23 protein-coding genes and 1 tRNA gene are annotated in these 26,667 nt (G+C 67.9%); 10 read left to right on the forward strand and 14 right to left on the reverse strand.

Features of this window, described 5'->3' with window-relative positions:
* Positions 1-12: 12 nt before the first annotated feature.
* Positions 13-813 carry a non-homologous end joining protein Ku gene (gene ku / locus F0357_RS03950; protein ID WP_153479002.1) on the reverse strand — a complete coding sequence of 267 codons (801 nt, stop codon included), beginning with the start codon at positions 811-813 and terminating at the stop codon, positions 13-15.
* Positions 814-1,042: 229 nt separating this feature from the next.
* Between ku and F0357_RS03955 the strand changes: the two genes are divergently transcribed.
* Both F0357_RS03955 and F0357_RS03960 read left to right on the forward strand, forming a co-directional pair.
* Positions 1,043-2,248, forward strand: coding sequence for an alpha/beta hydrolase family protein (locus F0357_RS03955; RefSeq protein WP_153479004.1), 1,206 nt, complete (start codon positions 1,043-1,045; stop codon positions 2,246-2,248).
* Positions 2,249-2,367: 119 nt separating this feature from the next.
* On the forward strand, positions 2,368-2,805 hold the full coding sequence (locus tag F0357_RS03960) for an EamA family transporter (protein WP_153479007.1): 438 nt from the start codon (positions 2,368-2,370) through the stop codon (positions 2,803-2,805).
* Between the two features lie 51 nt (positions 2,806-2,856).
* Here F0357_RS03960 and F0357_RS03965 read toward each other — a convergent pair whose 3' ends face one another.
* The 7 genes from F0357_RS03965 to F0357_RS03990 form a co-directional block, all read right to left on the reverse strand.
* Entirely contained in the window at positions 2,857-5,814 is a 2,958-nt protein-coding gene (locus F0357_RS03965) for a carbohydrate-binding family V/XII (protein ID WP_153479010.1), read from the reverse strand.
* A gap of 283 nt (positions 5,815-6,097) precedes the next feature.
* Entirely contained in the window at positions 6,098-7,747 is a 1,650-nt protein-coding gene (locus tag F0357_RS03970) for an HlyD family type I secretion periplasmic adaptor subunit (RefSeq protein WP_246161341.1), read from the reverse strand.
* Positions 7,744-9,492, reverse strand: a complete 1,749-nt coding sequence (locus F0357_RS03975; RefSeq protein WP_153479013.1) for a type I secretion system permease/ATPase — start codon at positions 9,490-9,492, stop codon at positions 7,744-7,746. The genes F0357_RS03970 and F0357_RS03975 overlap by 4 nt, the downstream gene beginning before the upstream one ends.
* Before the next feature lie 201 nt (positions 9,493-9,693).
* On the reverse strand, positions 9,694-11,817 hold the full coding sequence (locus F0357_RS03980) for a fibronectin type III domain-containing protein (protein ID WP_246161343.1): 2,124 nt from the start codon (positions 11,815-11,817) through the stop codon (positions 9,694-9,696).
* A 229-nt stretch (positions 11,818-12,046) separates the two neighbouring features.
* On the reverse strand, positions 12,047-12,463 hold the full coding sequence (locus F0357_RS24390; RefSeq protein ID WP_246161345.1) for a hypothetical protein: 417 nt from the start codon (positions 12,461-12,463) through the stop codon (positions 12,047-12,049).
* Between the two features lie 395 nt (positions 12,464-12,858).
* The gene (locus F0357_RS03985) at positions 12,859-13,119 is read right to left on the reverse strand and encodes a cysteine rich repeat-containing protein (RefSeq protein WP_153479015.1); all 261 of its coding nucleotides are present in this window, start codon (positions 13,117-13,119) and stop codon (positions 12,859-12,861) included.
* Between the two features lie 213 nt (positions 13,120-13,332).
* Positions 13,333-13,408: transfer RNA gene (locus tag F0357_RS03990), tRNA-Ile, on the reverse strand.
* A gap of 229 nt (positions 13,409-13,637) precedes the next feature.
* Here F0357_RS03990 and F0357_RS03995 point away from each other — a divergent pair.
* A complete protein-coding gene (locus F0357_RS03995) occupies positions 13,638-14,222 on the forward strand; it encodes an alpha/beta family hydrolase (RefSeq protein ID WP_153479017.1) in 585 nt (194 codons plus the stop codon).
* Between the two features lie 3 nt (positions 14,223-14,225).
* Here the strand turns inward: F0357_RS03995 and F0357_RS25105 are convergent, their stop codons facing one another.
* The 4 genes from F0357_RS25105 to F0357_RS04015 are packed head-to-tail and all read right to left on the reverse strand — an operon-like array spanning position 14,226 to position 17,150.
* Entirely contained in the window at positions 14,226-15,605 is a 1,380-nt protein-coding gene (locus F0357_RS25105) for a sensor histidine kinase (RefSeq protein ID WP_153479020.1), read from the reverse strand.
* On the reverse strand, positions 15,602-16,285 hold the full coding sequence (locus tag F0357_RS04005; RefSeq protein ID WP_312861440.1) for a response regulator transcription factor: 684 nt from the start codon (positions 16,283-16,285) through the stop codon (positions 15,602-15,604). The genes F0357_RS25105 and F0357_RS04005 overlap by 4 nt, the downstream gene beginning before the upstream one ends.
* 7 nt (positions 16,286-16,292) lie before the next feature.
* Complete coding sequence (locus F0357_RS04010) at positions 16,293-16,859, reverse strand: cytochrome b/b6 domain-containing protein (RefSeq protein ID WP_153479023.1); 567 nt, start codon at positions 16,857-16,859, stop codon at positions 16,293-16,295.
* A 3-nt stretch (positions 16,860-16,862) separates the two neighbouring features.
* Complete coding sequence (locus tag F0357_RS04015) at positions 16,863-17,150, reverse strand: PepSY domain-containing protein (RefSeq protein ID WP_208948208.1); 288 nt, start codon at positions 17,148-17,150, stop codon at positions 16,863-16,865.
* A 188-nt stretch (positions 17,151-17,338) separates the two neighbouring features.
* Between F0357_RS04015 and F0357_RS04020 the strand changes: the two genes are divergently transcribed.
* Positions 17,339-18,088, forward strand: coding sequence for an SIMPL domain-containing protein (locus tag F0357_RS04020; protein WP_153479028.1), 750 nt, complete (start codon positions 17,339-17,341; stop codon positions 18,086-18,088).
* Positions 18,089-18,091: 3 nt separating this feature from the next.
* Here the strand turns inward: F0357_RS04020 and F0357_RS04025 are convergent, their stop codons facing one another.
* Positions 18,092-18,481, reverse strand: a complete 390-nt coding sequence (locus F0357_RS04025) for an adenylate/guanylate cyclase domain-containing protein (protein WP_208948209.1) — start codon at positions 18,479-18,481, stop codon at positions 18,092-18,094.
* A 26-nt stretch (positions 18,482-18,507) separates the two neighbouring features.
* Entirely contained in the window at positions 18,508-19,266 is a 759-nt protein-coding gene (locus tag F0357_RS04030) for an adenylate/guanylate cyclase domain-containing protein (protein ID WP_153479033.1), read from the reverse strand.
* Positions 19,267-19,410: 144 nt separating this feature from the next.
* Between F0357_RS04030 and F0357_RS04035 the strand changes: the two genes are divergently transcribed.
* The 6 genes from F0357_RS04035 (at position 19,411) to F0357_RS04060 (ending at position 26,660) form a co-directional block, all read left to right on the forward strand.
* Positions 19,411-20,574 carry a DUF3095 domain-containing protein gene (locus tag F0357_RS04035; protein WP_312861441.1) on the forward strand — a complete coding sequence of 388 codons (1,164 nt, stop codon included), beginning with the start codon at positions 19,411-19,413 and terminating at the stop codon, positions 20,572-20,574.
* Positions 20,575-20,987: 413 nt separating this feature from the next.
* The gene (locus F0357_RS04040; RefSeq protein ID WP_153479035.1) at positions 20,988-22,667 is read left to right on the forward strand and encodes a methyl-accepting chemotaxis protein; all 1,680 of its coding nucleotides are present in this window, start codon (positions 20,988-20,990) and stop codon (positions 22,665-22,667) included.
* Positions 22,668-23,030: 363 nt separating this feature from the next.
* A complete protein-coding gene (locus tag F0357_RS04045) occupies positions 23,031-23,435 on the forward strand; it encodes a MarR family winged helix-turn-helix transcriptional regulator (protein ID WP_246161347.1) in 405 nt (134 codons plus the stop codon).
* Positions 23,436-23,440: 5 nt separating this feature from the next.
* Positions 23,441-25,531, forward strand: coding sequence for an FUSC family protein (locus F0357_RS04050; protein ID WP_153479037.1), 2,091 nt, complete (start codon positions 23,441-23,443; stop codon positions 25,529-25,531).
* On the forward strand, positions 25,528-25,740 hold the full coding sequence (locus F0357_RS04055) for a DUF1656 domain-containing protein (protein ID WP_153479040.1): 213 nt from the start codon (positions 25,528-25,530) through the stop codon (positions 25,738-25,740). Before F0357_RS04050 ends, F0357_RS04055 begins: the two co-directional genes overlap by 4 nt.
* Entirely contained in the window at positions 25,737-26,660 is a 924-nt protein-coding gene (locus tag F0357_RS04060; protein WP_153479042.1) for an efflux RND transporter periplasmic adaptor subunit, read from the forward strand. Before F0357_RS04055 ends, F0357_RS04060 begins: the two co-directional genes overlap by 4 nt.
* The last annotated feature ends 7 nt before the right edge of the window (positions 26,661-26,667 follow it).

The following is a 26,667-nucleotide window of genomic DNA, read 5'->3' on the forward strand; positions in this document are numbered from 1 at the left end:
CCCTCGCCAACATCAGCGGCGCTTGGTCTTCTCCTCGGAGGCGATCGAGCGGCGCAGGGCGTCCATGATGCTGACGACGTTGTCGGGCTTCTCGGCGGCCGGTTTCGCCTTGGGCGGCTTTCGCCCCTTCTTCTTGGCGGCGATGATCTCGACGAGGCGCTCCTGCACCGGATCGCTCGCCATCTCGGGCGACCAGGGCTTCACCCGCTCCTCGATCAGCGTCTTCATCAGCGGCATCAGCTTGGCGTCGGGCTTGCCCGCCTTCAGGTCGGCGAAATAGGGCTCAGCGTCTCGCACCTCGTCGCCGTAGCGCAGGGTCCAGACCACGATGCCGCGCCCCTTCGGTTCGAGCAGCACGGCCCGTTCGCGGCGATAGAGCACGAGGCGCGAGATGCCGACCGTGCCCGTCGCCGTCATGGCGTCGCGGATGACCGAGAACGCCTCCTCGCCGACGGGATCGTCCGGCGTCAGGTAATGTGGGTGGTCGTACCAGATCCAGCCCACGGACTCGGAGGGCACGAACATCTCGATATCGATGGTGCGGGTGCTTTCGAGCGCGACGGCCTCGAGTTCCTCGTCCTCCAGCACGACGAAGTCGTTCTCGCCACGCTGATAGCCTTTGACCTCGACCTCCTCCTCGACCGGCTCGCCCGTCTCCGCATCGACAAAGCGGCTCTCGATGCGGTGGCCGGTCGCCCGGTTCAGGGTGTGAAAGCGGACCTTCTCGCTCTCGGTGACGACCGGCGTCATCGCCACCGGACAGGTGACGAGCGAGAGCTTCAGATAGCCCTTCCAGAACGAGTGCGGAGCCATGGCCGACGATCCTGCGAGATGCCTTCGGGGAGAATGAAGGCCTCGCCGGATCGTTCCGTCTCGGACGCTGGATGGACGAGGCGTCGGACAAGGGAATGAGCCGAGGCGCCTCGGGGCCGCTCCGCCGCCGATCAAGGTCGATAATATGAAATTAGAAGGCCGGCCTTTCACAAAACTCGCACGATAAAATACGCATGAATTGAATCCTCCCCCATCGGCTCGGATCGTTATGAGATCGCTGCTTTCCATCATGATCGTCGTCGGCGCCATCCTGGGCATGGTGCCCGCAGCCTTGGCCGGCCAGACGAGCGGACCGATCTCGGTCGGCTCCGGTGTGACCTACGAATTCCTCACGCGCTGGGATGTCGAAAAGCTCAACCACATCCTGACCACCGACACCCCCGCCTTCTCCGGCGTGCCGGTGACCTACAGCCCCGCCCGCAACGCGGTGAAGCTCTACCGGGTGACCTATCCCTCGGTCGTGCCCGAACTCGGAAATCGGCCGATCACGGCAACGGGGCTCATCGCCGTGCCAGACATCGAGGGCAGCGCCTTCCCGATGGTCTCCTACCAACACGGGACGGTTTACGGGAAGCAGGAGGTACCCTCCTTCCCCGACCAGTCTCCCGAGACCCAGCTCATGATCGCGCAGTTCGCCGGTCAGGGCTATGTGTTGATCGGCGCGGACTATTTCGGCATGGGCCTGTCGCCGGAACCGCAGGGCTATCTCGTCAAGGGCAGCCACCAACAGGCGACCTTCGACATGCTGACGGCGAGCCGCGCCGTGCTCGCCGACCTCAAGCTTCACGACACCAAGCTTTTCCTCGCCGGCTGGTCACAGGGCGGCTTCGTCACGTTGGCGATGCTCGAGAAGCTCGAAGCGAGCAACATCCCCGTCCAGGCCACGGCCACCGCAAGCGCCCCGGCCGACGCGTTCGCAACGTTCGAAGGCTTCCTCGTCTTCCCCCGCAGGAACGATGCCGAGTGGATCACCACGATCTTCATTCTGACCGCGTTCTCCTACGAATCCTATTATGGCGTGCCCGGTCTCGCCCGCGCGCTGTTCACGGCCGAGACCTATGACAACATCCACAAGGCCTATCTGGGCGAGCCGTTCGACGCGAAGGCGATCCCGACCGACCTCCACAAGTTGATCCGGCCCGAATTTTTCGACCCGCAGGTCTTCGCGAACTCCGCCTTCGGCCGCCTCGTCGCCCAGACGCAGGCCTATCGCTGGGTCATCAAGACCCCGGTGCGCACCTATTACGGGCTCTCCGACGAGGCGATCCGCACCGAGCTCGGCCGCCTGCCGATGACGTGGCAGCAGGCGATGGGCAACAACAAGGTGGAGGCCGTCTCGACGGGCGAAACGAGCCATCGCGGCACCTTCGCCAAGGCGGTGCCGGCATGGAAGAGCTGGTTCGATGCGCAATAACGGACGGGGGCGCAATCTGAGCGCGCTTCCGCCGCGGTTCGCCTGAGGGCAGGATGGGTTCGGCCGCGCCGACCCGGTGAGACGCCGACGCGAGAACACCCACAGGCGAGAGACGTCCGATGCGGTCGCTGATGACCACCTGGCAGTTCTGGGCCCTGCTGTCCGCCGCCTTCGCGGCGCTGACGGCGATCTTCGGTAAGATCGGCATCGAGAACGTCAATTCCGATTTCGCGACGTTCGTCCGGACGATCGTCATCCTCGTCACGATCGCCGCGATCCTGACCGGCATGGGGAACTGGCAGGCACCGCTCTCGGTGTCGACGCGAACCTATCTGTTCCTCGTCCTCTCGGGGCTCGCGACCGGCGCCTCGTGGCTCTGCTATTTCCGCGCCCTCAAGATCGGCGACGCGGCCCGCGTCGCGCCGATCGACAAGCTCAGCGTCGTCATGGTTGCGGTGTTCGGCGTCGCCTTTCTCGGTGAGCGCCTCAGTGTGCCGAACTGGCTCGGCGTCGCGCTGATCGCCGCCGGCGCCGTTCTCGTCGCCTACAAGGGATGAGGGCAGCCGTACGGCGCGGGCCGGAGCCGGCGCCGCACGGAATGGCCGTCCTCAGTGCTTGTCGTCCTCCGGCTTGCGCCGCTTGGCATGGGCGTGATCGTCGTGGTGCTGATCGTGGTCGGCATGGGCGTCGTCGGCGCGCCGGGCATGGTCGTCGTTGCGGTGATCGTCCGGACGATGGTCGTCCTGCCGATGGTCGTCCTGCCGCTGATCCTGCTGTCGGTGGTCGTCCGGCCGGTGATCGCCGGGCTTGTCATCCTGCGGACGACGATCGTCCGGTTTTCTGTCGTCGGGCCGAGCCTGATCCCGGCGCTGATCGTCGCGCTGCATGGCGTCGGTTTGCTTGTCGCGCGGACGATCCGCGGCCGGGCGGTTTTCGGTCGTGGTGTTTTCTAGGGCCGGCTTGTTGGCGGAGCGGTTGTCGTTGCCGCCCGGGAAGGTGTTCATCGGCTGCGGCTTGGCGCCACCACCGGTGCCCTGACCGCCTTCCCCCTCACCCTTACCGCCTTGCCCCTTTTCACCTTGCCCCTTGTCGCCTTGGCCCTTGTCGCCGGGGAAGGTGTTCATCAGGTGCGGCTTGGAGCCGCCATCGGCACCTTTGCCTCCCGGGAAGGTGTTGGTCGGCTGCGGACCGCCGTTGGCACCACCGCCTTTGCCACCTTCGCCCTGGCCGCCTTTGCCGTCGTTCCCCTTTCCGTCGTTCCCCTTTCCGTCGGGCCCCTTTCCGTCGGGCCCCTTGCCACCATTGCCCGGGTTCTGATGGTCATGGCCCTTGCCCTGGCCGCCGTCCGGCGGGTGGCGCCCCCGATTGCCCTTGTCGCCGCCGCCGTTCTGCGGGTTCGACTTGTTCGGCTGGCTGCCGTTCTGCCCGTTCTGGTTCGACGGATTGCTTCCCGGCGTGCTCCCCGGCGTTTTCGAAGGCTGCCCGTTGGGGCCGGCGCCGTTCTGGTTGCCGGGGTTTCCGTTCGCGGGTGTCCCGTTCGGCGCCCCGCCGTTCGCCGGAGCGTTCTGCGGCTGGCCACCCGCGCCACCGCCGGCCGGCGGCTGAGCCGGCGCCGCATTGTTCGTCGTGTTGTTGGTGACGTTGTTGATCGTCGTGTTGTTGTTGATCGTGCCGTTGTTGATGTGGTTGCCGATCGAGCCCGCCATGTAGTGGCCGCTGTAGGGACTGAAGCCGCCCGCAGCGGCGCCGAGGGCGGCGCCGACGCCAACCCCCGCGGCGAAGCCGACGGCCGCGCCCACCCCGACGCCCGGCCCGCCATAGCCGACGACCGGAGCCGGTGCGGCATAGCCGCCCCAGCGGCCGTAGAGATCGACCCCGCCAGCATTGGCGAAGCCCCAGCCGCCGGCGACCGGGCCGGGGCCGACATAGGGGCCCCAATGGGGCGCGGGGGCCGCGCCCCAGGCCCAGCCGCTCGAGAACCCGTACCCGAAGCCGGCCGGCCCGCCGAGGGCGAAGCCCGCGCCGTAGCCGTAGGTCGCCGGCGGGGCGATCCAGCGGGTGCCGACATAGCCCGGATAGCTGTAGCCGGTGCCGTAGACCACAGTGCCCGCGGGATCGACGACGACGCCCATGTAGCCCGGCGTATAGCCCACGGTGACCGCGCCGGGCGACGTCGCGTAGATGCGCACGCTCGTCACGTAATGAACCGGTGAATCCGGCGGGATGGCATAGATTTCCGGCGGCACGGCGGTCGCCACCGTCCACGGGCCGGTCGGCGCCGGCGCGGTGAACCAGACGCCGTTCGAGACCATGTAGTTCGATTGTGGGGCGACCTGGATGACCGGCTCGGGGCTGTTCGTCGCGTAGCTGAGCTGGGTGCCCGGGATCGGGGCGAAGGCCGGCGCGCCCTCGTAGGTCGCCGTCGCGGTCGCCGTCACGCTCACCGTCGAGGTCTGCGGGATCGTCGCGGCGATGGCGGCGGCGCGCGCCTGCGGCGTGCCGGCGACCGAGACGAGGACGCTCGCCCGCGGGTCGGTCGGCGATATCTGCGCGAAGGAGGGCGGCAGCGCGTTGCTCGCCACGAATTGCCAGCCGCCCGAAAGGCTCTGGGAGGCGAACCAGCGGCCCGAGATCAGGACATAGTAGGTGTTGCTGGTCGGATCGAGGAAGACGGCGTGGTCCGCGTTCTCGATCGTCTGCAAATCGGTGCCGCCGACGGGGGCGAGCTTCATCGCGCCGTCGGTCTGGACGAGTTCGGTCGGCACCGTCGCCACGATGATCGCCGGCGGCGGGTTGATCGGCTGGCCATTCGCCGGCAACAGCGGGTCCGCCTTCTGCGCGGCGTTCGCCTGGGTCGCCGCCGCCGAGAGCGCGGGCGGGACCGACGGCATCAAGACCCACGGCCCGGCGACGGTCGCCGCCGTGAACCAGGAGCCGCCGGCCTCGACAACATAGGCCCCGGTCGGATCGACGAGCACCATCGCGCTCGTGTTGACGACGCGCTGATAGCCCGCCGCCCCGGCGACGGGTCGAAGAACGGGCGTCCCCGAAATCGGAACGAGCACGCTGAGCCGGTCGGTGAAGACGATGGCCGGCGGGGTATTATCGACCGGCGGCACGTTGGTCTGCGGCTTCTCGACCGAGGCGAGCGGCATCTCGAGGTCGAGACCACGGATCTGCGGTCCAACGGCGTCGCGGACGTCGTGGCCGCGCCCAGGTGCCATCGGGATCTCGATGCGTCCGACCCGACCGACGTGGAGACGCACAGACTGCGCGTTCCAGCTCATCCGCGCGCGGCCCTCGAAATAGAGCCAGCCATAGGTCGGGGTCCCGGTCGTACCGACGATCACGAACGCGGCGCGGCCGCGGACACGCTGATCGTCCCAGCGGAGAACCTGTGGCGGGTAGAGGCGCACCGTCTCCGCGCCCATCGGATAGACGCGCGGCCAATTGGGCTGCCGGACCGTGGGGTTCGATGCCGTCGGCTGCGCCGTGTCCGCCACACCTTGCTGAGCGAATGCGAAGTTCTGGCTCGCCAGCATCGACGCGACGCAAACGAGAGCCAACCGCCTTACATTTGCACGTTTCATTAGAACCGACCCAAGTCCTACCCCAATTAAGACATCTTCGTCGACGGCAGCATGACGAGGCTGCGCGCGGCTCGACGGCAGCGTTATACTTCCCTAATCATGCCGAGAACGTGGCGCCCCAGCCCCGTGCGCAATCCGACCGCCACGCGCCGCGACGATACCGAGGGCGTTGCGGCAGCGGGGCAGCCGACAGCAACGCGCGCGCAGCCGCGGCCCTATGCGGGCCGCGGCACGAGAGGTCAGCGGTGAGCTGTCGCGCCTATTGCTCGCGCATCGAGCGGGCGAGCTGATCGTTGAGCGGCTTCATGATGTAGCTGAGGGGGGTCCGGTCGCCGGTGACGAGGAAGACCTCGGCCGGCATGCCGGGCACCAGCATCTTGCCGTCGAGCTTGGCGATCTCGGCCTGGGCGATCGAGACCTTGAGCGCGTAATAGGGCTGGTTGGTGGCCGTGTCGGTGAGCCGGTCGGCGGACACCGTCATCAGCTTGCCGTCGAGCTCCGGCGTGGTGCGCTGATCGAATGCCGACAGGCGGATGCGCGCGGCCTGCCCCGCCCGGATCTGATCCACGAATTGCGGCTCCACGCGCGCCTCGACAATCAGCGCCTCGCGGTCGGGCACGATCGACATCAGCACGTCCGCTGGCTTAACCACACCACCGACCGTGTGGATCTGCATGTTGTTGACGGTACCGCTGACCGGCGCGCGGATGTCGATCCGGCTCAGCTTGTCGCTCGCCGCGACGCGTTGCTCGGTCAAATCCTGGACGTTCGATTCGGCCTCGCGCAGCTCGGTCAGCACCTTTTCGCGCATGTCGCGCTGCGCCTCGATGATCTGAAGCTGGAGCTGGCTGATCGATTGGTTGATCGCCGCGACATCGGCATGGTGGCCAGCGATGCCGCCCTCGAGCTCCGCCTCCTGGCGCTCAAGCGCCAGCACGCGGGGAAGCTGGATGAGGCCCTTCTTCAGAAGCGCCCGAGCGCCGACGAGCTCCTGCTGGATCAGATCGCGCTGGCGCTCCTGGGATTCGCGCTGGGAATCGATGCCCTTGATCTGCTCCTGGCTCTGCGCGATCGAGGCGTGCAGGCGATCGACCTGGGCCTTGAGGGTGTCGCGCCGCGCCTGGAACAGCCGCACCTGACCGGAAAACACCCGGTCGGCGATCTCCGCCCCGGTCTCCGGCGTGCTCTCGGCGCGGATGTCGGCCATCGCATGGTCGTTGAGCGCGGAGACGAGCTTCGGATCGGCGGTCGCCCCGGCGAGCATCGCCTTCCAACGGCGGTCGCTCGCGACCATCGCGTCCAACAGCGGCGGCCGGCGCATGGTCGGGGCGTCGTCGCGCTCGGCCTCGAGCCGCGCCCGCCGCGCCAACGCCTCGTAAAGGCGGTTCTCGACGATCGCGAGCTCGCTCCTGAGGCTCGTCGCATCGAGGCGCACGACTACGTCCCCCGCCTCGACATGATCGCCGTCGCTGACGAGGATCGCGTCGACGATGCCTCCGTCGCGGTGCTGGATGGTTCGGCTCTGCCCTTCGGTCGAGATCACGCCCGAGGCGACGACCGCGCTGCGGATCGACGCGAACGCCGACCAGCCCCCGAACCCGAACACGACGATGACGCAGACCACGAGGCCGAAACGCAGGTGCGCGTCGTAAGCCGCGGCCGGCCGCTCGGCGCCCGCAGCCGGTCGGCGCGGCGTGAAGGCGCGCAGGGCCGCCTCGATTCCGTCGAGCGGAGCGCCGTGGCGCAGCGCGAACGCGCGGGCGAGCCCGAGCGCCTCGCCGACCCTGCCGCGCAGGCGCGCGCGCACCGCCGCAAACCGGGTCCGCCAGCGCGGGGTGCGCGGCGCCTCCGGCGGCGTCGGAGCGGACGGGGCAGCGCCCGTCTCGTCGTGATCGACCGGCTCCATCATGCGCGCTGCTCCATCGGGCGAACGTCCGGGCTCACCGCCGCGGCGGCGCTGTTCTGCATGAGGTCGCGGAGCACGGCGTCCTTCGGCCCGCAGGCGACCTGCCGGCCGTCCTTCAGGATGAGGATGCGATCGACGGCGGCGAGCGCGCTCGGCCGGTGGGTGATGACGACCACCGCCGCGCCGCGTTCCCGGGCCGTGTTGATGGCCTGGGTCAGCGCGGCGTCGCCGTCCTGGTCGAGGTTGGCGTTCGGCTCGTCGAGCACGATGAGCGCCGGATCGTCGTAGAGCGCGCGGGCGAGCGCGATGCGCTGGCGCTGGCCGCCGGACAACGCCGCCCCGCCCGGTCCGAGCCGCGTCGTGTAGCCCTGCGGCAGGCGGAGGATGAGGTCGTGGGCGGCCGCGGCGCGCGCCGCCGCAATCACCTTGTCGTCCGTCGCGTCGGGCGCGTGACGGGAGATACAGTCGCGCACGGTCCCGCCGATCAGTTCGACGTCCTGGGGCAGATAACCGATGTGCCGACCGAGCAAATCCGGGTTCCACTGGTCGAGGGTGGCGCCGTCGAGCCGCACGGTGCCGGCCATCGGCTTCCAGAGCCCCACGACGAGCCGGGCGAGGGTCGACTTGCCGGAGGCGCTCGGCCCCAGCACGCCGATCCCGTCACCCGGCGCGAGGCCGAAGGTGACGCCTTGCAACACCGCGCGGTTGCTGCCGGGCGGGCCGGCGATCACCCCGGCGACCGAGAGATGGCCGAGCGGCCGCGGCAGCGTCACCCGTGGCGGCTCGGCCGCGAAGCGAGCGAGCGCCGTATCGAGCCTGCGCCACGCGCTGCGTGCACTGGCGAAGCCCTTCCATTGGGCGACGATCTGATCGATCGGCGCGAGCGCGCGGCCAAGGGTGATCGAGGACGCGATCATCACACCGCCGGTCGCCTCGTGCCGGATCACGAGAACGGCCCCGAGCGCGAGCGTCGCCGATTGCAGAAAGAGGCGGAAGGCGCGGGATGCCGACGCGACCCGCGCCGCCGAATCGCCCGACCGGCGCTCGGCGTCGAGCGCGGCCTTGCGCTTGTCCGACCACAGATCGACCACCGCCGGCACCATGCCGAGCGCCGTGATCGCCTCCGCGGAACGGCGTGCCCCTTCGAGCAGCCCGCCCGCGGCGATGCTGTGGTGCATCGCCTCGCCGAACGCCCGCGAGGTCAAGCGATCGGTCAGGATCGCGAAGGCGACGACGACGACGGCGCCGATCACCCCGACGAGGCCGAGGGACCAGTGCAGGATGGCGAGAACCGCGAGATAAAGCGGCACCCAGGGCACGTCGAAGAGCGCAAGCGGCCCGGGACCCATGAGGAATTTGCGCACCGTGCCGAGATCGGTGAGCGCACGCCCTTCGATCCGGCTCGCCGCGAACGACTCGGCGACCTCCTGCCGGAACGCCGTGGGTGCCAGTTGAACCTCGAGGTCGTCGGCGACGCGGGACAGCACCCGCCCGCGGGCGAAATCGATCAGCGCGTAGGCGATGTAGAGAAAGGTCGTGATGAGCCCGATGGCCACGAGCGTCGGCATCGAGCGGCTCACCAGCACCCGGTCATAGACCTGGAGCATGAACAGCGGACCGGTGAGCATGAGAACGTTGGCGATGCCGCTGAAGAGCGCGACGCCCCAGAAGGCGCGACGGCTGTGCGCGAGTGCGGCGAGGATCGCGGATTGCAGCGCGCCGTCGGCAGGAGCTTGAGCTGGCTTCAACACATCTTCCCCCTCGCCGCGCCGTCGAACGGCACGACACCGAACGGCGGGGACCGCAGAGCGGCCCGCCGAATCACTCGCCGCGAATCTCTCTCCCCAGCCGAATACTTAACACGAGGCCAATTCTACAGGGAGAAATCGATACCAAACCGGCTCGCCGTGCACACGAAGACGGCGAGCCGGCCGCGGGGCGATCACTGCTCAGACGGTGACGCCGTCGTGCGCATGGAGCGGATCGGTGGTATCGGCGACCGCCGTTGCGTGGGCCGCATCGATGAGCGCCTTCCACTCGGCGACTGTGGAGGCGTCCTTCGCACTGACGTCTTCGATATTCATCTCCGAAAGGGTGACGCCCGTCAGCGTATAGGTCTGGTCGTTCGACGGGATCGAGATCACCACCGATCCGTTTTCTTCCGAGACTTTGAAATTGTCGGCCGACATCCAGCCGAAATCCAACGTGTCGGTGTCGGGATGGAAGTCGATCGCCTGGTGCGCCCCCCAGGCCCAGGTGATGGACGTCGTCGTGGCTGTGTGCGCGGCATCCCCGGTCGCATGAGCGGCATCCGCCGTCCCGGCGGCGGTCGTGGTGGCCGCACCTGACGTGGAGGCACCGGTCGTCACCGTGGTGGCCGCGGCGGTGGTGCTGGAAGGGCTGGTGGCGACGGTCGAGGCCGCGACCGCGCTCGTCGACGCAACCGTCCCCGTCGAGGTCACCGTGGCGGCGCTGACCGACGCGGCGGTCTGGGTCGCAGTCGTCGCAGCGGTGCCGGAGCTCACGCCGTTGAAGATCTCGCTGAAGGCGTAGTCGCTCTGGGTCAACCCGCTGCCGACCGGCGAGACATGGCCAACTTCGCTGCCGTTGTCGCGGCCGAGCGACCACATCGCGATGCCGTCCACCTGATCGTTCGCAGCGACGAAATCGACGAGTTGGTGAGCATCCTCCAGGGTGAAGACCTCGCTCGTCACGTCGTTGATGCCGATCATCGGCGTGATGACGATGTGGGAATCGAGGCCGATATCATGGAGTTGCTGGAGCGTCGCCGTGGCTGCCGAGATGGCGTCCTTGCCCATGTCGCCGGTATCGTAATAGGCGCCGTAATCCATCGCCATGATGTTGATGGTGTCGATGTGGACGCCCGCCGCCATCGCCGCCTTGAGGAAGTTGATGCCGTCCTGGGTGAGGCCCGTGGTCAGCACCGGCAGGGTGAAGGAGACGTCGAGATCGGGGTTCGCCTTCTCGAGTGCGGCGAGCGCCGCGTTGCGGGTGGCGTTCTCGGCCGTGTTCGCGATCGCCGCCCCCTCGATGTCGAAATCGAGGTGGGTCACATGATATTTGTCGATCACCGACTGATAGGACGCGACGAGCGCCTGGGCACTCGTTGCCGTCGCCGCCGGCTCCTGACCGTTCGCGCCGCCGAACGAGATCGTCACGTCGACGCCCATGGAATGCAGCGTGTCGACGATCGTCGATATCTTGGTGCCGTTCGAGAGGGTGTCGTCCACGATCGTTCCGATGCCGCCCCAACCGATCTTGTCGGTGCCCGAGGAGAGCACGAAGGCGAGCGTCACCGCGCTGAGGCCGGCCTCCGACACCATCTGGACGAGATTCTGGCTCGTCGTCAGCGACATGTCCACATAAGGCGAGAACGACTTGGCTGCGCCACTCGTGTCCCCGGCATGGGTCACCACGTCGATCACATTGGAATGCTGCGAGGCGCCTGCCTCGTCGATGGCGACGACGCTGAACTTGTAATCGCTCGACGGATTGAGACCGGTCACCTTGTAATAAGTGTTGGAGGTCGTCGCGATGAGGGTGTCGCCCTCATAGATGTTGTAGCCGCTGATGGTGCCGACGCCCTTCACCGTGGCGGCGTCCCAGACGAGAACCGTCGACGTGCCGGCGGTGCTGACGGCGTGGAGGTCCGCCGGCGCATCGGGGGTGACCGGCGTCGTGTCCATGTAGCCGACGAAGGTCCAGACCTGCCCGCCGCCGGCGCCGCTATGGGTCGCCGGGTCGTCGCCGGAGGTCCACCAGTTCGCCTCGTAGACGGCATTGCCGACGCTGACGTGCGCCCCGGCGGTGTAGACCTTGGACGCCGACCACGCGTCCGCGTAAGCCGCCTCATCGCCCGACGACGAGCCGCCGCCCGTGGAGCCGCCGCCAGCCGAACCTCCGCCGGTGGAGCCCCCGTGGAGCCCCCGCCCGTCGAGCCGCCACCGGTGGACCCGCCGGTGCCGCCTCCGGTTTCCGTGCCGCCGGTTCCGCTCCCGGTCCCGCCCGAGGACGATCCACCGCCGGCCGATCCCGTCAGGGTGGCCTGCCATTCCGCAAGCGCGCTCGCATCCTTGCCGGCGATGTTGGTCATCGAAAGGTCGGCGAGCGTGACGCCGGACAGGGTGTAGGTCTGGTCGTTCGACGGAATCGAGATGACGACCGAGCCGTTCGCCTCCGAAATCGAGAAATTGTCGGCCGAGAACCAGCCGAAATCGAGCTTGTCGGTTGCGGGGTGGAAATCGAGCACGGCGTGGGAGCCCCACGCCCAGGTGATCGTGGTCACCGCCGTGTGGCCGCTGTCAGTGCCCGACGATCCACCGGTGCCGGCGCCGGATCCGCTGCTGCCGCCCGAAGAAGAGCCGCCCGACGACGACCCACCCGAGGCGCCTCCCCCGACGCGGCGCCTCCGGACGACGTGCCGCCGCCCGAGGCCGAGAGGGTCGTCTGCCATTCCGCCGAGGCGCTGGCGTCCTTCGCCGCGATGTTCGCCATGGAAAGCTGGGCGAGCGTGATTCCGCTGAGCGTATAGGTTTGGTTGTTCGACGGAATCGAGATGACGACCGAGCCGTTCACCTGCGAAACCGTGAAATTGTCAGCCGAGAACCAGCCGAAATCCAGAATATCCGTCGCAGGATTGAATTGGACCAGGGTGTTGCTGCCCCAAGCCCACGTGATCGTGGTCGTCGTCCCAGCCATGACCGTCCCCTTCACGAATGCCTACAGAAATAGGTCGTGAAAGTCTGACTTCTATGGTGCGCCTCGTCAATCGCCATAAGATTCAATCGAGTGGAATTGAGGGGTATTTTTCACCGATTTGGATCAAATCAGTTCCATTTTCTCGGAATTAAAGCGCGAATAAAGAGTATTCATCCCGCATAGGATGTAGTTTGAGCCGAAATGGAGGGAAATATCTTACCCGGTCACCCGCCTTGGAGCGGCACAGCCGGCATGGACGCCGACCGGCGGGGGCCGAAAGGCGGAGGGTCGAAAGGCGGAGGGCGGGCAATCGCGTTCGATCCACGCGAATGGACGCTCCCTCACCCTCCGGCCCCGTCAGCCTCGCGCGGGACGCAGGTCCCGCCGGCCCGAACTCAGGGGGTCATCTTCATCTGCTTCAGCTTCTTGAGCGTCTCGGCGCACCCGACCGACATCTGCATCTTGTGGGCCATCAGGCACTTCATCAGGCGCCCCTCGCCGGGCGGCACGGTCGGGCAGAGGCGCTCGATGTCCGGCTTGCAATATTGCATGAGCATCTCGGCCGGCGACGGCTGCGGCTGCTGCTGCGCCTGGGCGGCCCCGGTCGCGAGAGCCGCCATCCCCACCGCCAACGTCAACGCCTTGAGAGAACGCATATCGGAATTTCCTTCTCTGGCCGCGGCGAGAGCCGCAAAACGATCATCCCCATCGATCAGGATCGCACCCCAATCTTGCCCGGGCATGATGCGGGCGGTCCGTGATGAACAGATGTCGCCGAGGATCAGAAGACGGAGGACCGGGTCTCTGCCAGACAGACGGCGAGGTCGCCGCCGACGGCAGAAAGGGGAAGACCGGGAAGCCGACAAAAATGGTAGGCGCGGAGGGACTCGAACCCCCAACCAGACCGTTATGAGCGGTCGGCTCTAACCATTGAGCTACGCGCCCTTGGGCAGACGTGGGACCGCCTCGTGCAGTCGGCCCGTCGAGCCCGGCTCAGTTCCTTGCCGAGGCTCACGTCCACTCGCCGCTGTTTGTCACGAGCCCAATGAACACGCAAGCCTGGGCTGCATGTCACCGCTGGACGCTTCCGGATCCGTCCGTTGCGGCGGCTGTCGTGGTCGTTATGCTTTGCGGCGACGCGGCGTGACGAAGACGAAGACCGCGGGGGACCTCCATGAACGCGACCGGGCCATGCGAGGCATTCTTCCTGTCGGGAGATTCGTTCCCGAAGGACGATCGCATCGAGGCCGCCCTGGCCGCGCGGCTCGCACCCTCGTTCCGCGCATGGATCAACACCCATGAGATGCTGCGGCGGTTGGGAACGCAGGATTTCAATGGAACGATGGAATACCGGGTCCCGTCCGTTGTCGGCCTAATCCAATCGCGGGAAGAGATGGAACCGCCGGTGCTGATCGGGCGGTCGTCGGGCGCTCGGGTCGCCACCCTGAGCGCGGCGCATTGCCGCCTGAAGGGGATCGTGTGCCTGGGATATCCGTTCCGCACGCCCGGTGGACCGATCGAGCCCGCGCGCACCGCGCATCTCGCCGACCTGCGAACCCCGACCCTCATCCTCCAAGGCCTACGCGATCCCTATGGGGCGCTGCGGATCTTCGACGATTATGCTCTGTCGCCATCCATCGAGGTGCATTTCGTCGATTGCGACCACGAGTTCAGGATCAGGCCCGCCCAATGGTATGGGCTCGCGCAGCGTATCCGGACGTTCCTGGCCTGTCTCGCGGCGTCCCAGAGGGCAGCCTGACGCTCAGGCGGGCGCCCCGTCCTCACCGCTCGGCGGAAACGCGACCCGAATCTCGACGCCCTCGCCGCGCTCCGAGCGGATCGCGAGGTCGGCGCCGTGGAGGCTCGCGATGCGCTCGACGATCTTGAGGCCGAGCCCGAGCGCGCCGGAGGTGCGGACCTGGCCGAGTTCGACGCGGATCGCCTCGGCGCCGGGCGCGAAGCCGCCGCCGTCGTCGCGGACGACGAGCACCGCCGGGGCTTCGATCGCGACGCGGATCGTCGTGCCCGCCCGGGTGTGCTTCACCGCGTTCTCGACGAGGTTGCGCACCAGCGTCTCGACGAGCCCCGGCAGCACGCGGACGCGGGGCTCGATCTCGGCCGTGAATTCGAGGTGCTTGCCGCGGGCATAGACGAGGGGGGCGATCTCCTCGACCGCCCGGCGGGCGAGATCGGCGAGATCGCGCTCGACGAAGGCCGCGACATCGATCGCATCGAGGCGGGCGAGCGCGGTCAACTGCTCCATCGTGTGGGCGAGCAGATCGAGATTGTGCTCGGCCTCGCGCACCCGGGGATCGTCGATGCGCTCGAGCTCGAGGCGCATCACCGCGAGCGGCGTGCGGATCTCGTGGGCGACCGAGGCGGCGAAGATCTTCTGGGACCGCACCAAGGCGGCGATGCGCTCGAACGCGCGGTTCACCGCCTCGGCGAGGCGGGCGATCTCCTTGGGCATGCCGTCGACCGGCAGCCTGCTCGTCGGCGCGTTCGGGTCGATGCGGTCGGCCGCCGCCGCCGCCACCGCCACCGAACGCAACGCATGGCGGATAGAGACCAGGGTGGCCCCGATGACGAGAAACAGCATCAGCCCCATGGGCACGACCATGTGGTCGATCATCTCGTGCAGGAGCACGGAGACGACGAGGCTCTGCGGATCGCCGATCGAGGCGAACTCGACGACGAGCGGCGGCCCGGCCCCGTCGGCGAACAGACGCCCACCGGCGAGGGTCAACGGCCGGCCAGGCCGCAGCGTGCGCATCCAGAAGTTCGGCGCATCGACGGTGTCGGGCAGGAAGCGCGTCTCGCACACGTCGCCGCAGTTCGAATAGAGCACCGCCCCGCCCGCATGGCGCACCCGGACATAATAGCCGGCACCGCCGTCGGGATCGTCGAGGTCGTAGCGTTCTTCGAGGATATCGCCCGGCAGGCGCCCACCGTGCGCCAGGACTGTGCGGACGTCGTCGCGGATCGCTGCGGTCTGCTGCTCGATCAGGATGCGGCCGAGCTCTTCGTCGTTGAACCAATAATCGACGAACACCACCCCGACCTGGATGGCGCTCGCGAGCGCGGCGAAGACGAGGATGCGCCGGGCGACGATCGCGACGAGGGAGGAGGCGCGGCGGCTCACGGCGCGGTCGTCCGTAAGAGATAGCCGACGCCGCGGATCGTCTCGATGGCGACGCCGCCGCCGTCGGGCAGGCTCTCGAGCCGCTTGCGCAGCCGGGACACGGCGAGTTCGAGGGCGTTGGGGCTGAGCCCCTCGCCGTCGTCGGACAGGGCACCTTCGAGCCGCCGCTTACGCACCACGCGGCCGACGTCGCGCATCAGGATCTCGGCGAGCTGGCGTTCGCGCAAAGCGAGCGCGACCGGCTCGCCGTCGCAGGAGACGACCGAGGTCGCCGGATCGAAGCGGAGGCGGCCGGCGACCAGGACCGGCGGCGCCACCGGCGTCCCGCGCCGGGCGACGGCCCGGCAGCGGGCGAGAAATTCTTCGTAATGGAAAGGCTTGGCGAGGTAGTCGTCGGCCCCGGCGTCGAGGCCGGCGATGCGTTCCTCGATCGCCGCATGGGCGGTGATGACGAGCACCGGCCGCATGTCGCCGCGACGGCGCATGCGCCTCAGGAGATCGAGACCGCTGCCGTCGGGCAGGCCGAGATCGAGCACGACGACATCGTGCTCCCCCTCGCGGAGTGCCGCCTCGGCCTCCTCGACATTACCCCGCGCCTCGACGCGCCAGCCGACCTCACGGATGCGTTCGGTCAGGAGCTCGACGAGCCGCGGGCTGTCCTCGACGATCAGGAGCTTCACGCCGCCCTCATTCGACCGCGCGCTTCCATCCGGTCACCATCGACCAGACGAGATTCTCGCGGTGCCGCCAGCTTTCCACGATCGCGGCGAGCGCGTGAAGCCCGGCGAGCACCAGGATGAGGTTGGCGAGCAGGCCATGCAGTTCCTCAAGCCATTTGAGGCCCCAGAACGCATCGAGCGTCGTCATCCAGCCGGTGATCGCGGTGGCGGCGAGCAGGGCCATCAGCGCGAACATCATGAGCGCGGCGAGCGGATTGTGGCCGAGCATCCGCGGTTCGCGGCCCTTGGCGAGCGCCTGGACATAAGGCAGGAGCCGCTTCGGCGTCGGGAAGAAGCTCGCGAAGCGCGCATAATGGGTGCCGATCAGACCCCAGACGAGGCGAACGGCGAGCACCGTGAGAATGGTGTAGCCGACATAGCGGTGAGCCCGGTGGCCGGGTTCGAGGACAAAGAGGTTGAGGGTGCACCCCACAACCACCGTCCAATGGAACAGACGCACCACCGGGTCCCAGACCTTGACCCGCGCAGGTGTCTCGACGAAGGCGGCCGAGCCGCCGGTGCGGGTCGCGGCCATGGATCAATCCCCCTCGCCGGTCGAGACGACAGCGCCGGTCGCCGGATCGACATAGATCTCGGCGCGCTTGCCGGACTTGGTCTTGGCGTAGATCTCGTAGCAGGAACCGAGGGTGGTGATGGAACGGATCGAGGCATAGTCGCCCTTGAGGAGCTGAGCCTTGACCGCGTCGGTCGAGAGCCACTCGCTCTGCGGCTTGGTGGTGCAGTCGGTCTTCTCCTCCTCGGCGTGTGCGATCGCGGGGATCGCCAGGCACAGGGCGGCAACGGCGGCGAGCATCGGGACTTTCATCGGGGGCTCCGGGTTCGAGGCCGGCGCGATCGGCCGGCCCCGCCTTGTCGCCCGTCGAACCTGTCGAACACCTGTCGAGGCCCGCACTTGGCGCCGGCCGTGCCGCCGGGAACCGTCGCAAAGGCGACTCATTGCTGTGGGAGCGGAGAGCGGAGGCCTCGCCGAGGCCGGCAACCGGGGATACGCCCATGACACGATACAGGACACGATCCATCGGCCGTCTGGTCACGTCTGTCCCGCGCAGCCTCGCCCTGGCGGCGGCGCTCGCGGTCCTCGCTCCCCTCGCCGCCACGTCCGCGATGGCCGACGACGACATCAGGGTGGTCGGGCAAGCGGATATCTCCGTCACGCCGGATATCGCCGTCGTCACCGGCGGCGTGACCACCGAGGCTCTGACGGCCCGCGCCGCCCTCGACGCCAACACGAAGGCGATCGCCGACGTCATCTCGGCGCTGAAGGCGGCGGGCATCGACGCCGCCGACATCCAGACGAGCGCCTTCCGCATCTATCCGCGCTATGCCGAGCGGACCAACGACGGCAAGACGCCGGCGCTCCTCGGCTACGGGGTGGACAATCAGGTCCGGGTCAAGGTGCGGGACCTGCCGAAACTCGGCGGTCTGCTCGACGTGATGGTCAGCGCCGGCGCCAACGAGATCCAGGGCGTCAACTATATCGTCTCCGACGCCGACAAGAAGCTCGACGAAGCCCGCCGCGACGCGATCGCCGACGCCCGCCGCAAGGCGGAACTCTATGCTCAGGCGGCGAATGTCCGGCTCGGCAAGGTCGATCACATTTGCGAAGGCTGCAGCACCGACAGCCCGGGCCCCGCGATGATGAAGATGGATGCCATGCCGGCACCAGTCCCCACGGAGCCCGGCCAGACGACGTTGCATGTCGACGTGATCGTCACGTTCGACATCGACAACGACAACGACTGACCGTCAGACCGCGACGGCGACCGCCACCGTCTCGATGGGCTCGAACACTTCGAGGAGCCCGTCGAGACCATGGGCCGGATGGGCACCGCAACTGTGGAACGCCGGAACGACCTGCGCCACGAACTCGGCCGACGCCAGCAGCGGCCGGCCGAGGGCGCTGCAGAGCGCCGAGATGCGGGCTGCGACGTTGACGTCGCGGCCGACCACCGTGAAATCGAGCCGATCTCCCGAGCCCACATTGCCGTAGGCCGCGTCGCCATAATGAAGCGCGATGCCGAAACGGATCGAATCGTCGTCGAGCGCGCCGCTGTGCACCGAGGCGAGCGCGGTCTGGGCGGCGTCGAGCGCGCGCTGGCACGCGTCGCCCGCGGTGCCGCCGTCCTCCTCGAACACCGCGAGGATGCCGTCGCCGATAAACTTCAGAAGTTCGCCCCCCGCGCCGCGATCTCCGGCACGACGAGATCGTAATAGCGGTTGAGGATGTCGGCGGTCGCCTCAGGCGGCAGTGCGCTCGTCATCGCGGTGAAGCCGCGCAGATCGGCGAACAGGATCGCGGCGCGGATGCGCGTGACCTCACCGCGGTGGGTGGTGCCGGAGATGATCTGGTTCGCCGGCCCACGGCCGACATAGGTCGACAACAATTCGCGCAGGACCCGCTTGCTCGTGAAGATCTCGAGCACGCTCGCGAGCGCCGGGCCGATCGCGTTCAGCATCGGGATCGCGTCCTTGAGACCGTCTCGGTCACGGCTCGCGAGGGTGAGCGCGTTGAAATTGCCGTCGGAGAACGAAATCGGCGCCACGGCGTAGGCGCGGTACCCGTCGGCCTTGAGCTCCGGGATGATGCCGAACATCTCGTCCGGGGTGACGTCGAGGTCGAGGGCGAGCGGTTCGCCGCTCTCGCGAACGGCGCGGAACGGGCTGCGGTCATAATAGCCCGCGTCGCGATCGACATAATCGAAGGTTCTGAGCTCGAGCGGCATGTTCGGCCGCCACATCGGTGCGAGCGCCAGGACGTTCGCCGACAGCACCCGAAGCGAGAACGACATCCGATCGACGACGAGCCCGGCGGCCCTGAGCCGCCATCCGAGCGACTCGATCATCGCGGTCGGGACGAGAAAGCGCCCTTCCCGAATGAGCCAATCGGAGATGGTCCTCGCCTGCTCGTCGATCGTGTTCATTCCCGGCCTTCCCTTCCGGCCCGACGGCCGCTTCGGCGAGCCTTATCTAATCTGCTAGGGTTCGCGCGCAAGAACGAGCCGTCACACGCGCGACGGCGTAGAATAAACGTGTGGCGAACAGGAAGCGACCGAGGAGGGGTGCCCGTGCAGACCGCGACGCCGTCGATCCGCACTTATTGCGACCCTTTCTATGCGGGTTTGGTCGAATTCGACGGCTTCGGCCGCATCACGGAGACCGCGCTCTACAAGCCGCTGCCGGCGGGCTGGGTGGTGGGCGCCACCGACGTGGTCTCCTCCACCGGGGCCATCGACCGCGGCCATTACAAGATTGTGAACACGGCGGGCGCAGCGGTCATCGCGGCACTCTCCAACGCGCTCGACCATTGCGAATTCCCATATGTTTTCGGCGGCGACGGGGCGAGCTTCGCCTTGCCGGGCCATCATGCCGACACGGCACGCAGGGCGCTGGCCGCAACCTCGGCTTGGGCGCGGGACGAACTCGGCCTCGATCTGCGCGCGGCACTCACCACCATCGAGGAAATCCGGGCCGACGGCGCCGACGTCCGCATCGCTCGCTTCGCCGCCTCCGCCGACGTCAGCTATGCGATGTTCTCCGGCGGCGGCCTCGCCTTCCTCGAGCGCGAGATGAAGCGCGGCCGCTTCGCCGTGCCGCCGGCCGCGCCGGGGACGGCGCCGGACCTGTCGAACCTCTCCTGCCGCTTCGACGAGATTCCGGCGGCGCACGAGGTGATCGTCTCGTTCATTTTCGTCCCGGCCGAGCGCGCCGATCCGAAGGCGTTCTCCGAGCGCGTCGACGACATCCTGAACATGATCGCCGCGAGCGACGAGGCGGAACAGCCCATGAGCGAGGCGCCGGCCGTGGGCTGGCCGCCCGCCGGCCTCGAGGCCGAGGCGCGGGCCCTGCGGTCGCGCGGTTGGCCACTCTGGCTGCGCCGCGCCGCGGTCGGCGTACGCTCGCTCCTGTCCTATTTCGCGATCAGGCACCTGAAGCGGATCGGCCCGTTCGACGCCGGCGTCTATCTCCGGCAGATCCACGACAATTCCGATTTCCGCAAATATGACGACGGGCTCAAGATGACGCTCGATTGCACCGCGCGTTTCGCCGACGCGCTGGAGGCGCGATTGCGGGAAGCTGCCGATTCCGGTTTGGCGCGCTATGGCCTGCATCGTCAGGCGGCAGCGCTGATGACTTGCTTCGTGCCCTCGCCGCTGCGCCCGGACCACGTCCATTTCATCGATGGCGCCGCAGGCGGTTACGCCTCGGCGGCCCGCTCCCTCAAGGCATAGGCTACCGGCCACGTTCAGCCAGTTCGTGAGGCCGGGCGTTCATCGAATCCCGCCGCCGCGTTGCGCCTCGGGCTCGCTTCGGGGCGCACGCTCGCCCGGCGACGGGATCGATACGCTCGGGATACTTTGGCAGCTTCCGGAAACCCTCATATTCTAAAAGCCGGTCTTTAAGTCCATTCACGGATCGCTCCGCTGAATGGGCGCTCGCAGTCACAAGTAGTCGCGGGAAGAAACGCAACAGGTCCAAGAATAATACAGGCAGAAGCCTGTCCTACCGGCGTAACGCGCTCTCGAAGGCGTAGCCACGTCCACAACCCGATGACGAAGCCAACCCACGACACGGCGCGGAATCCCATTCCGCGCCCTGCGCCTCCATTTGTATTGAGCCAACCGATCCAAAGGATCCGCCGAGCATGATCACGAATATGTCCATTCGAGCCAAGATTGCGCTCGCCTTCGGCATAATCCTCCTCGCCAATCTGATCGCGGGCGGCGCGATCCTTCTGTCCAACGATACAGTGAGGAAGAACGTCGACTGGACGATCCACACCTACCAAGTGCTCGGAGAAGCGGACCTGCTTCTCAGCTCGATGGTCGATCAGGAGACGGGCCTTCGCGGCTTCATCATCACAGGCAACGAAGCAAACCTCGATCCGCTGAAGGCCGGGACCGCGGCGTTCGACGAGCATTGGACCAAGCTCAAGGATCTGACCAGCGACAACCCCGCCCAGCAGAAGCGTCTCGATGCGATCCGTGAAGACGCGGAAGCTTGGCAGAAGAACGTCTCGGGGGTGGCCATCGCCCTGCGGCGGACGCCGGGCTCCGAGACCAAGGCGGGCGACCTCGAGCGGACCGGCGCCGGCAAGCAGTACTTCGATAAGATCCGCAAAGCCATCGCCGACATGAAGGGCATGGAAGCCTCGCTGCTCGGTGCGCGCTCCGACGCCATGGCATCCGCTCAGTGGACCATCATCGCCTCCGTCGTGGTCTCGGTGCTCACCATCATCGTCCTCGCCATCGCCGCCGCCTACGTCCTCAACAGGATGATCGCGGTGCCGCTGCGCGGCGCGGTCGACGTCATGGACAAGCTGCGCAACGAGGATTACGGCGTCCAGGTCGCTGACACCGAGCGCAAGGACGAGATCGGTCTCGTGAACAAGGCGCTCGTCGTGTTCCGCGACGGTCTCGCTGCTGCCGCGAAGGTGCGCCAGGAGCAGGCGGCCCGGGAGGAGATCGAACGGCGCCAGCTCGCGAAACGCGAACAGCTCGCGGGCGCCTTCGTGGAGCGCATGCAGCAACTCGCGACGGGCTTTGCCGAATCCTCCTCGGAAGTCGCCGGGGCCGCGCGCAACCTGTCGGCCACGGCCGAGGAAACGTCGCGGCAGGCACAAGCGGTGTCGTCCGCGGCCGAGGAAGCCGCCTCGAATGTCGAGACGGTCGCCGCCTCGTCGGAAGAAATGGCCGCCTCCGTCAAGGAGATCAACGTCCAGGTCACCCATTCGACCACCGTTACGGAGACCGCCTTCAGCGAAGCCGAGGCGTCGAACCAGCGCATCACCGAGCTCGCGACCGCGGCGGCGGCCATCGGCGACGTCATCAACCTCATCAAGGGCATCGCCGATCAGACCAACCTGCTCGCCCTGAACGCGACCATCGAATCGGCCCGTGCGGGCGAGGCCGGCAAGGGGTTCGCCGTCGTCGCCGCCGAAGTGAAGCAGCTCGCCGGACAGACCGCCAAGGCGACGGACGAAATCTCCGCCAAGGTGAGCGAGATCCAGCAGGCGACCGACGGTACCGTGAAGTCGATGTCGGAGATCGTGCGCGTGATCGCCAACATCAAGGAAATCGCCGCGACGATCGCGAGCGCGGTCGAGGAGCAGGGCTCCACGACCCACGAGATCGCCCGCAACTGCCAGCAGGCGGCGATGGGCGCCACCAACGTGACGCAGAACATCTCGAGCGTCGGCCGGTCGGCCGAGATGACGGGCGCGGCCTCCACGCAGCTCATGACGCTGTCCGGCGGCCTGTCCACCCAGGCCGCGGATCTGCGCCATGTCGTGTCGGACTTCGTGCGCGACTTCGCCGCCGCTTGAGTTGAGATCACAACCCGAGATATCTACCGAGTCTGCTCCCAATCAACCTCGGTAGACTAGAGGCCGCCCAACCCTAGGCCTGTTGGGCGGCCTCGCTCGTTGATTGGCCAGATGCGCACTCAGGGGCCGCGTTCGACCCCATCGCATTTTCCCTCGCACGTCCGACTTCGTGCGCGACGTCACCGCCGCTTGCGTTACGATGCGATCCGGAGGTTTTGGCGCGGCTCGCGTCTCACACTTGTGATCGGCGCCAGACGGCCGATCGTCAAAATAGTTTTGACGCTATCTATAAGCATGCTATCTATATGGCATGCAATCGTCCCTGTCCCCCTTCGCGTCGGTTTCGGCGGCCTTCTCATTCGCATGGCACGGCTGTGGCGGCGCGAAGCCGACCGCACGCTGGCGAGCTCCGGCGTCTCGCAGGCGACCGCGCTGCCGCTCGTCGTTCTGGCGCGGATGGGCGAGCATGTGCGCCAGGGTGCGCTTGCGGACGAGCTCGGCATCGAAGGCCCCTCCCTCGTCCGGCTCATCGATCAGCTCGAAGCCGAGGGTATCGTCGAACGGCGCGAATGTGCGGGTGACCGACGCGCGAAGCTCCTGCATATTACACCCGCAGGTCACAAGAAGGTCGAAGAGGTCGAGGCCGTCCTCAACAAGGTGCGTGTGCGCCTGCTCGGGGCGGTTTCCGAAGCCGATCTCGCGACCACCGTACGCGTGCTCCAAGTGATCGAAGCCGAGATCCTCGCCGCCGAGACCGATAGGGACTGACGACCGTGCTTGGCAGATTGCGGGCCGCGTTGCCGAGCGGCGACGATTTCCTGTTTTCGGTCAAAGCGTTCGCGGGAGCGATGCTGGCGCTTTACATCGCGCTCCGGCTCGATCTGCCGCGTCCCGCCTGGGCGATGGGCACGGCGTACATCGTGGCGCATCCGCTCTCCGGCGCCGTCTCGTCGAAGGCCGTCTATCGCGTTCTCGGCACGCTCCTCGGCGCCGCCGCGGCGATCGTCCTGGTGCCCAATCTCGCCAACGCCCCGGAAGTGCTGTCGCTGGCGATGGCCTTGTGGATCGGCTTCTGCCTATTCGTCTCGCTGCTCGACCGCACGCCCCGCGCCTATGCCTTCATGCTCGCGGGCTATACCGCCGCGATCATCGGCTTTCCCTCGGTCGCCGATCCCGCGGCGATCTTCGACACCGCCCTCGCCCGCAGCGAGGAGATCATCCTCGGCATCCTGTGCGCCGCGCTCGCGAGCCGTCTCCTCTTTCCCCGTCATGTCGGACCGGTGATCTCGGCGCGCGTCCAGGCATGGCTCGCCGAGATCGACAAGCTCTCCGTGGGCGCGATCGAGGGATCGTGGACTGACGAGCAGCGCATTCGCGGGCGGGCGCGGCTCGCCGGCGACGCGAGCGAACTCCATGCGCTGGCGACCCATCTCGATTACGACCCCTCGGACCTCCAGGGCATGACACGGCAGATGCAGGCGTTGCAGAGCCGCATGGTCATCATGCTGCCGCTGCTCGGCATTATCCGCGACCGCGTCGTCGCCTTGAAGGAGGCGACCGGCGCGGTTCCCCCGCAGGAGCAGGCTCTGCTCGACGCGGTGCGGCGCTGGATGGCCGTCGGCCCCACCTCCGATCCCGACGAGGGCACCCGCCTTCGGGCGGCTTCGAGCGCCACCCTGCCCGCATTGGACGCGGCCGCCGATTGGACGACGCTGCTCCGCGCGAGCCTTTTCGCGCGCCTGCGCGATTTCATCGATCTGCGCACTGATTGCTGCCGCCTTTGGACGGCGATCGTCGCCGGCGACCGGCGGCTGCCGGAGGGGCTGCACCGCACCGGCGAGCCGATGACGGAATCGCCCCTGCACCTCGACCTCGGCATCGCCGCCCTGTCCGCCGTCGCGGCGATGGCGGGCGTCCTGGTCTGCTGCCTGATGTGGATCAGCACGAGCTGGGCCGACGGGGCGACGGCGGCGCAGATGGTGGCGGTCGGCATGAGCCTGATGGCGACCCAGGACAACCCCGTCCCGGCGCTGACGCGCTTCATCTACGGTGCGCTTGCGGCGATGGCGATCGTGTTCGTCTACCAGTTCCTGATCTTCCCCTCCGTCGACGGTTTTCCGGCGCTCGTCGCCGTGCTCGCGCCTGTCTTCGTCCTCGCCGGCGCCTACATGATCCGCCCGTCCACCGCTCCGATCGCGCTCGCGATCACCGTCAACACCGCCGTGCTGCTCGGCATCCAGGACCGCTATTCGGCCGATGTCGCGACCTTCTTCAACGCCAACATCGCCGCGATCGGCGGGTTCGTGATCGCCGTGATCGTGCTGTCGCTGATGCGGACGATCGGCGCCGAACAGGCCGGGAGGCGTCTCCTCGCCGCCGCCTGGCGCGACGTCGCCGATGCCGCGGGACGCCCCAATGCCCGTCCCCGCGTCTTCGCCCGCCGGATGATCGACCGGCTCGGCCTCCTCATGCCCCGCCTCGCCCTCGCGCCGTCGCTCGCCCGCGGCAGCGAGCGGGCGATGGTCGGCGTCGCCGTCGGCGTTTCGACGATCGAGTTGCGGGCCGCGGTCGGCACCCTGCCCGCACCCGCCCGGGACGACGTCGAGCGGCTCGTCGCGGAGCTCCAGGATTATTTCAGCCGCAGGGCCGGCGATCCGACGGGGGAGGCTCCCGCGCCCCCCGTCGCCGACATCGACACCGCGCTTCGGGACCTCCTGAGGCTGCCCGAAGGTCTCGCGCGGCGGAACGCGGTCTTCGCCCTCGTCGCACTGCGCCGCGGCCTTCACCCCTCGGCCGAACCGTACCGCGCCGCCGTCCCGACCGCGCCCCTGTCCGCCCCGCGCCCCGTGGAGGTCCCGGCATGATCCGCGAACTCGGCCTCGCCGGGATCTATTTCCCCGCTCTGTTGATCTGGGCCCTCGCGGCCATGGTCCTCAACCTGATCCTCCGCCGCCTGCTTAGGGCGATCGGCTTCTATCGCCTCGTCTGGCACCGCGCCTTGTTCGATTTCGCCCTGTTCGTGATCCTGCTCGGCGGTGTGCGGGCGCTCGCAATCTATTGGATGCCCTCATGAGAGCTTTCGTCATCACGCTCGCCCGCATGGCGGTGACGCTGATCGTCGTCGCCGCCGCAATCCTGGTCGGGATCGGCCTGTGGCGGGATTATATCGAGGCGCCGTGGACCCGCGACGGACGCGTGCTCGCCGACGTGGTCGAGATCACCCCCGACGTCTCCGGCCTCGTCGGCACCGTCCTGATCCGCGACAACGCCAAGGTGCGCGCCGGCGACATGCTGTTCGACATCGACCGGGCCCGCTACCAGCTCGCGCTCGACCAGGCGGACGCGACCCTCGCCGACCGCAAGGCCGCCCTCGATCAAGCGGACCGGGACGCCGAGCGCTACCGTCAGCTCACCAACCTGTCGGTCTCGGAGGAGGCCCGCGAGAAGGCGATCACGGCGGCCTCCCAGGCCCAGGCCGCCTACGATCAGGCGAAGTCGAGCCGGGACCTCGCCGCGCTCAATCTCGCCCGCACGCAGATCAAGGCGCCGGTCAACGGCGTCGTCACCAATTTCGATCTGCGCACCGGCGACTACGTCACCGCGGGCAAGGGCGTCGCCGCGCTCGTCGACACGGATTCGTTCTATGTCGCGGGCTATTTCGAGGAGACCAAGCTCGCCCGCATCGCGGTCGGCGATCCGGTGCTGATCCGCCTGATGGGGCAGAACACCGTCCTCAGGGGCCATGTCGAGAGCATCGCCGCCGGCATCGAGGATCGCGAAAGCGCGTCGGGCTCGAACCTGCTCGCGAACGTGAACCCGACCTTCTCCTGGGTCCGCCTCGCCCAGCGCATTCCCGTCCGCGTCGCCCTCGATCCGGTGCCGGCGAACGTGCACCTCATCGCGGGCCTCACCGCGACCGTCCAGATCAAGCCCGGGGCGGGCGACAAGCCGGCCTCGACCTCGCTGTTCGGCTGGATGGACGGGATTTATTGAGCGGGTG

The organism is Segnochrobactrum spirostomi (assembly GCF_009600605.1).
Taxonomy (GTDB): Bacteria; Pseudomonadota; Alphaproteobacteria; order Rhizobiales; family Segnochrobactraceae; genus Segnochrobactrum; species Segnochrobactrum spirostomi.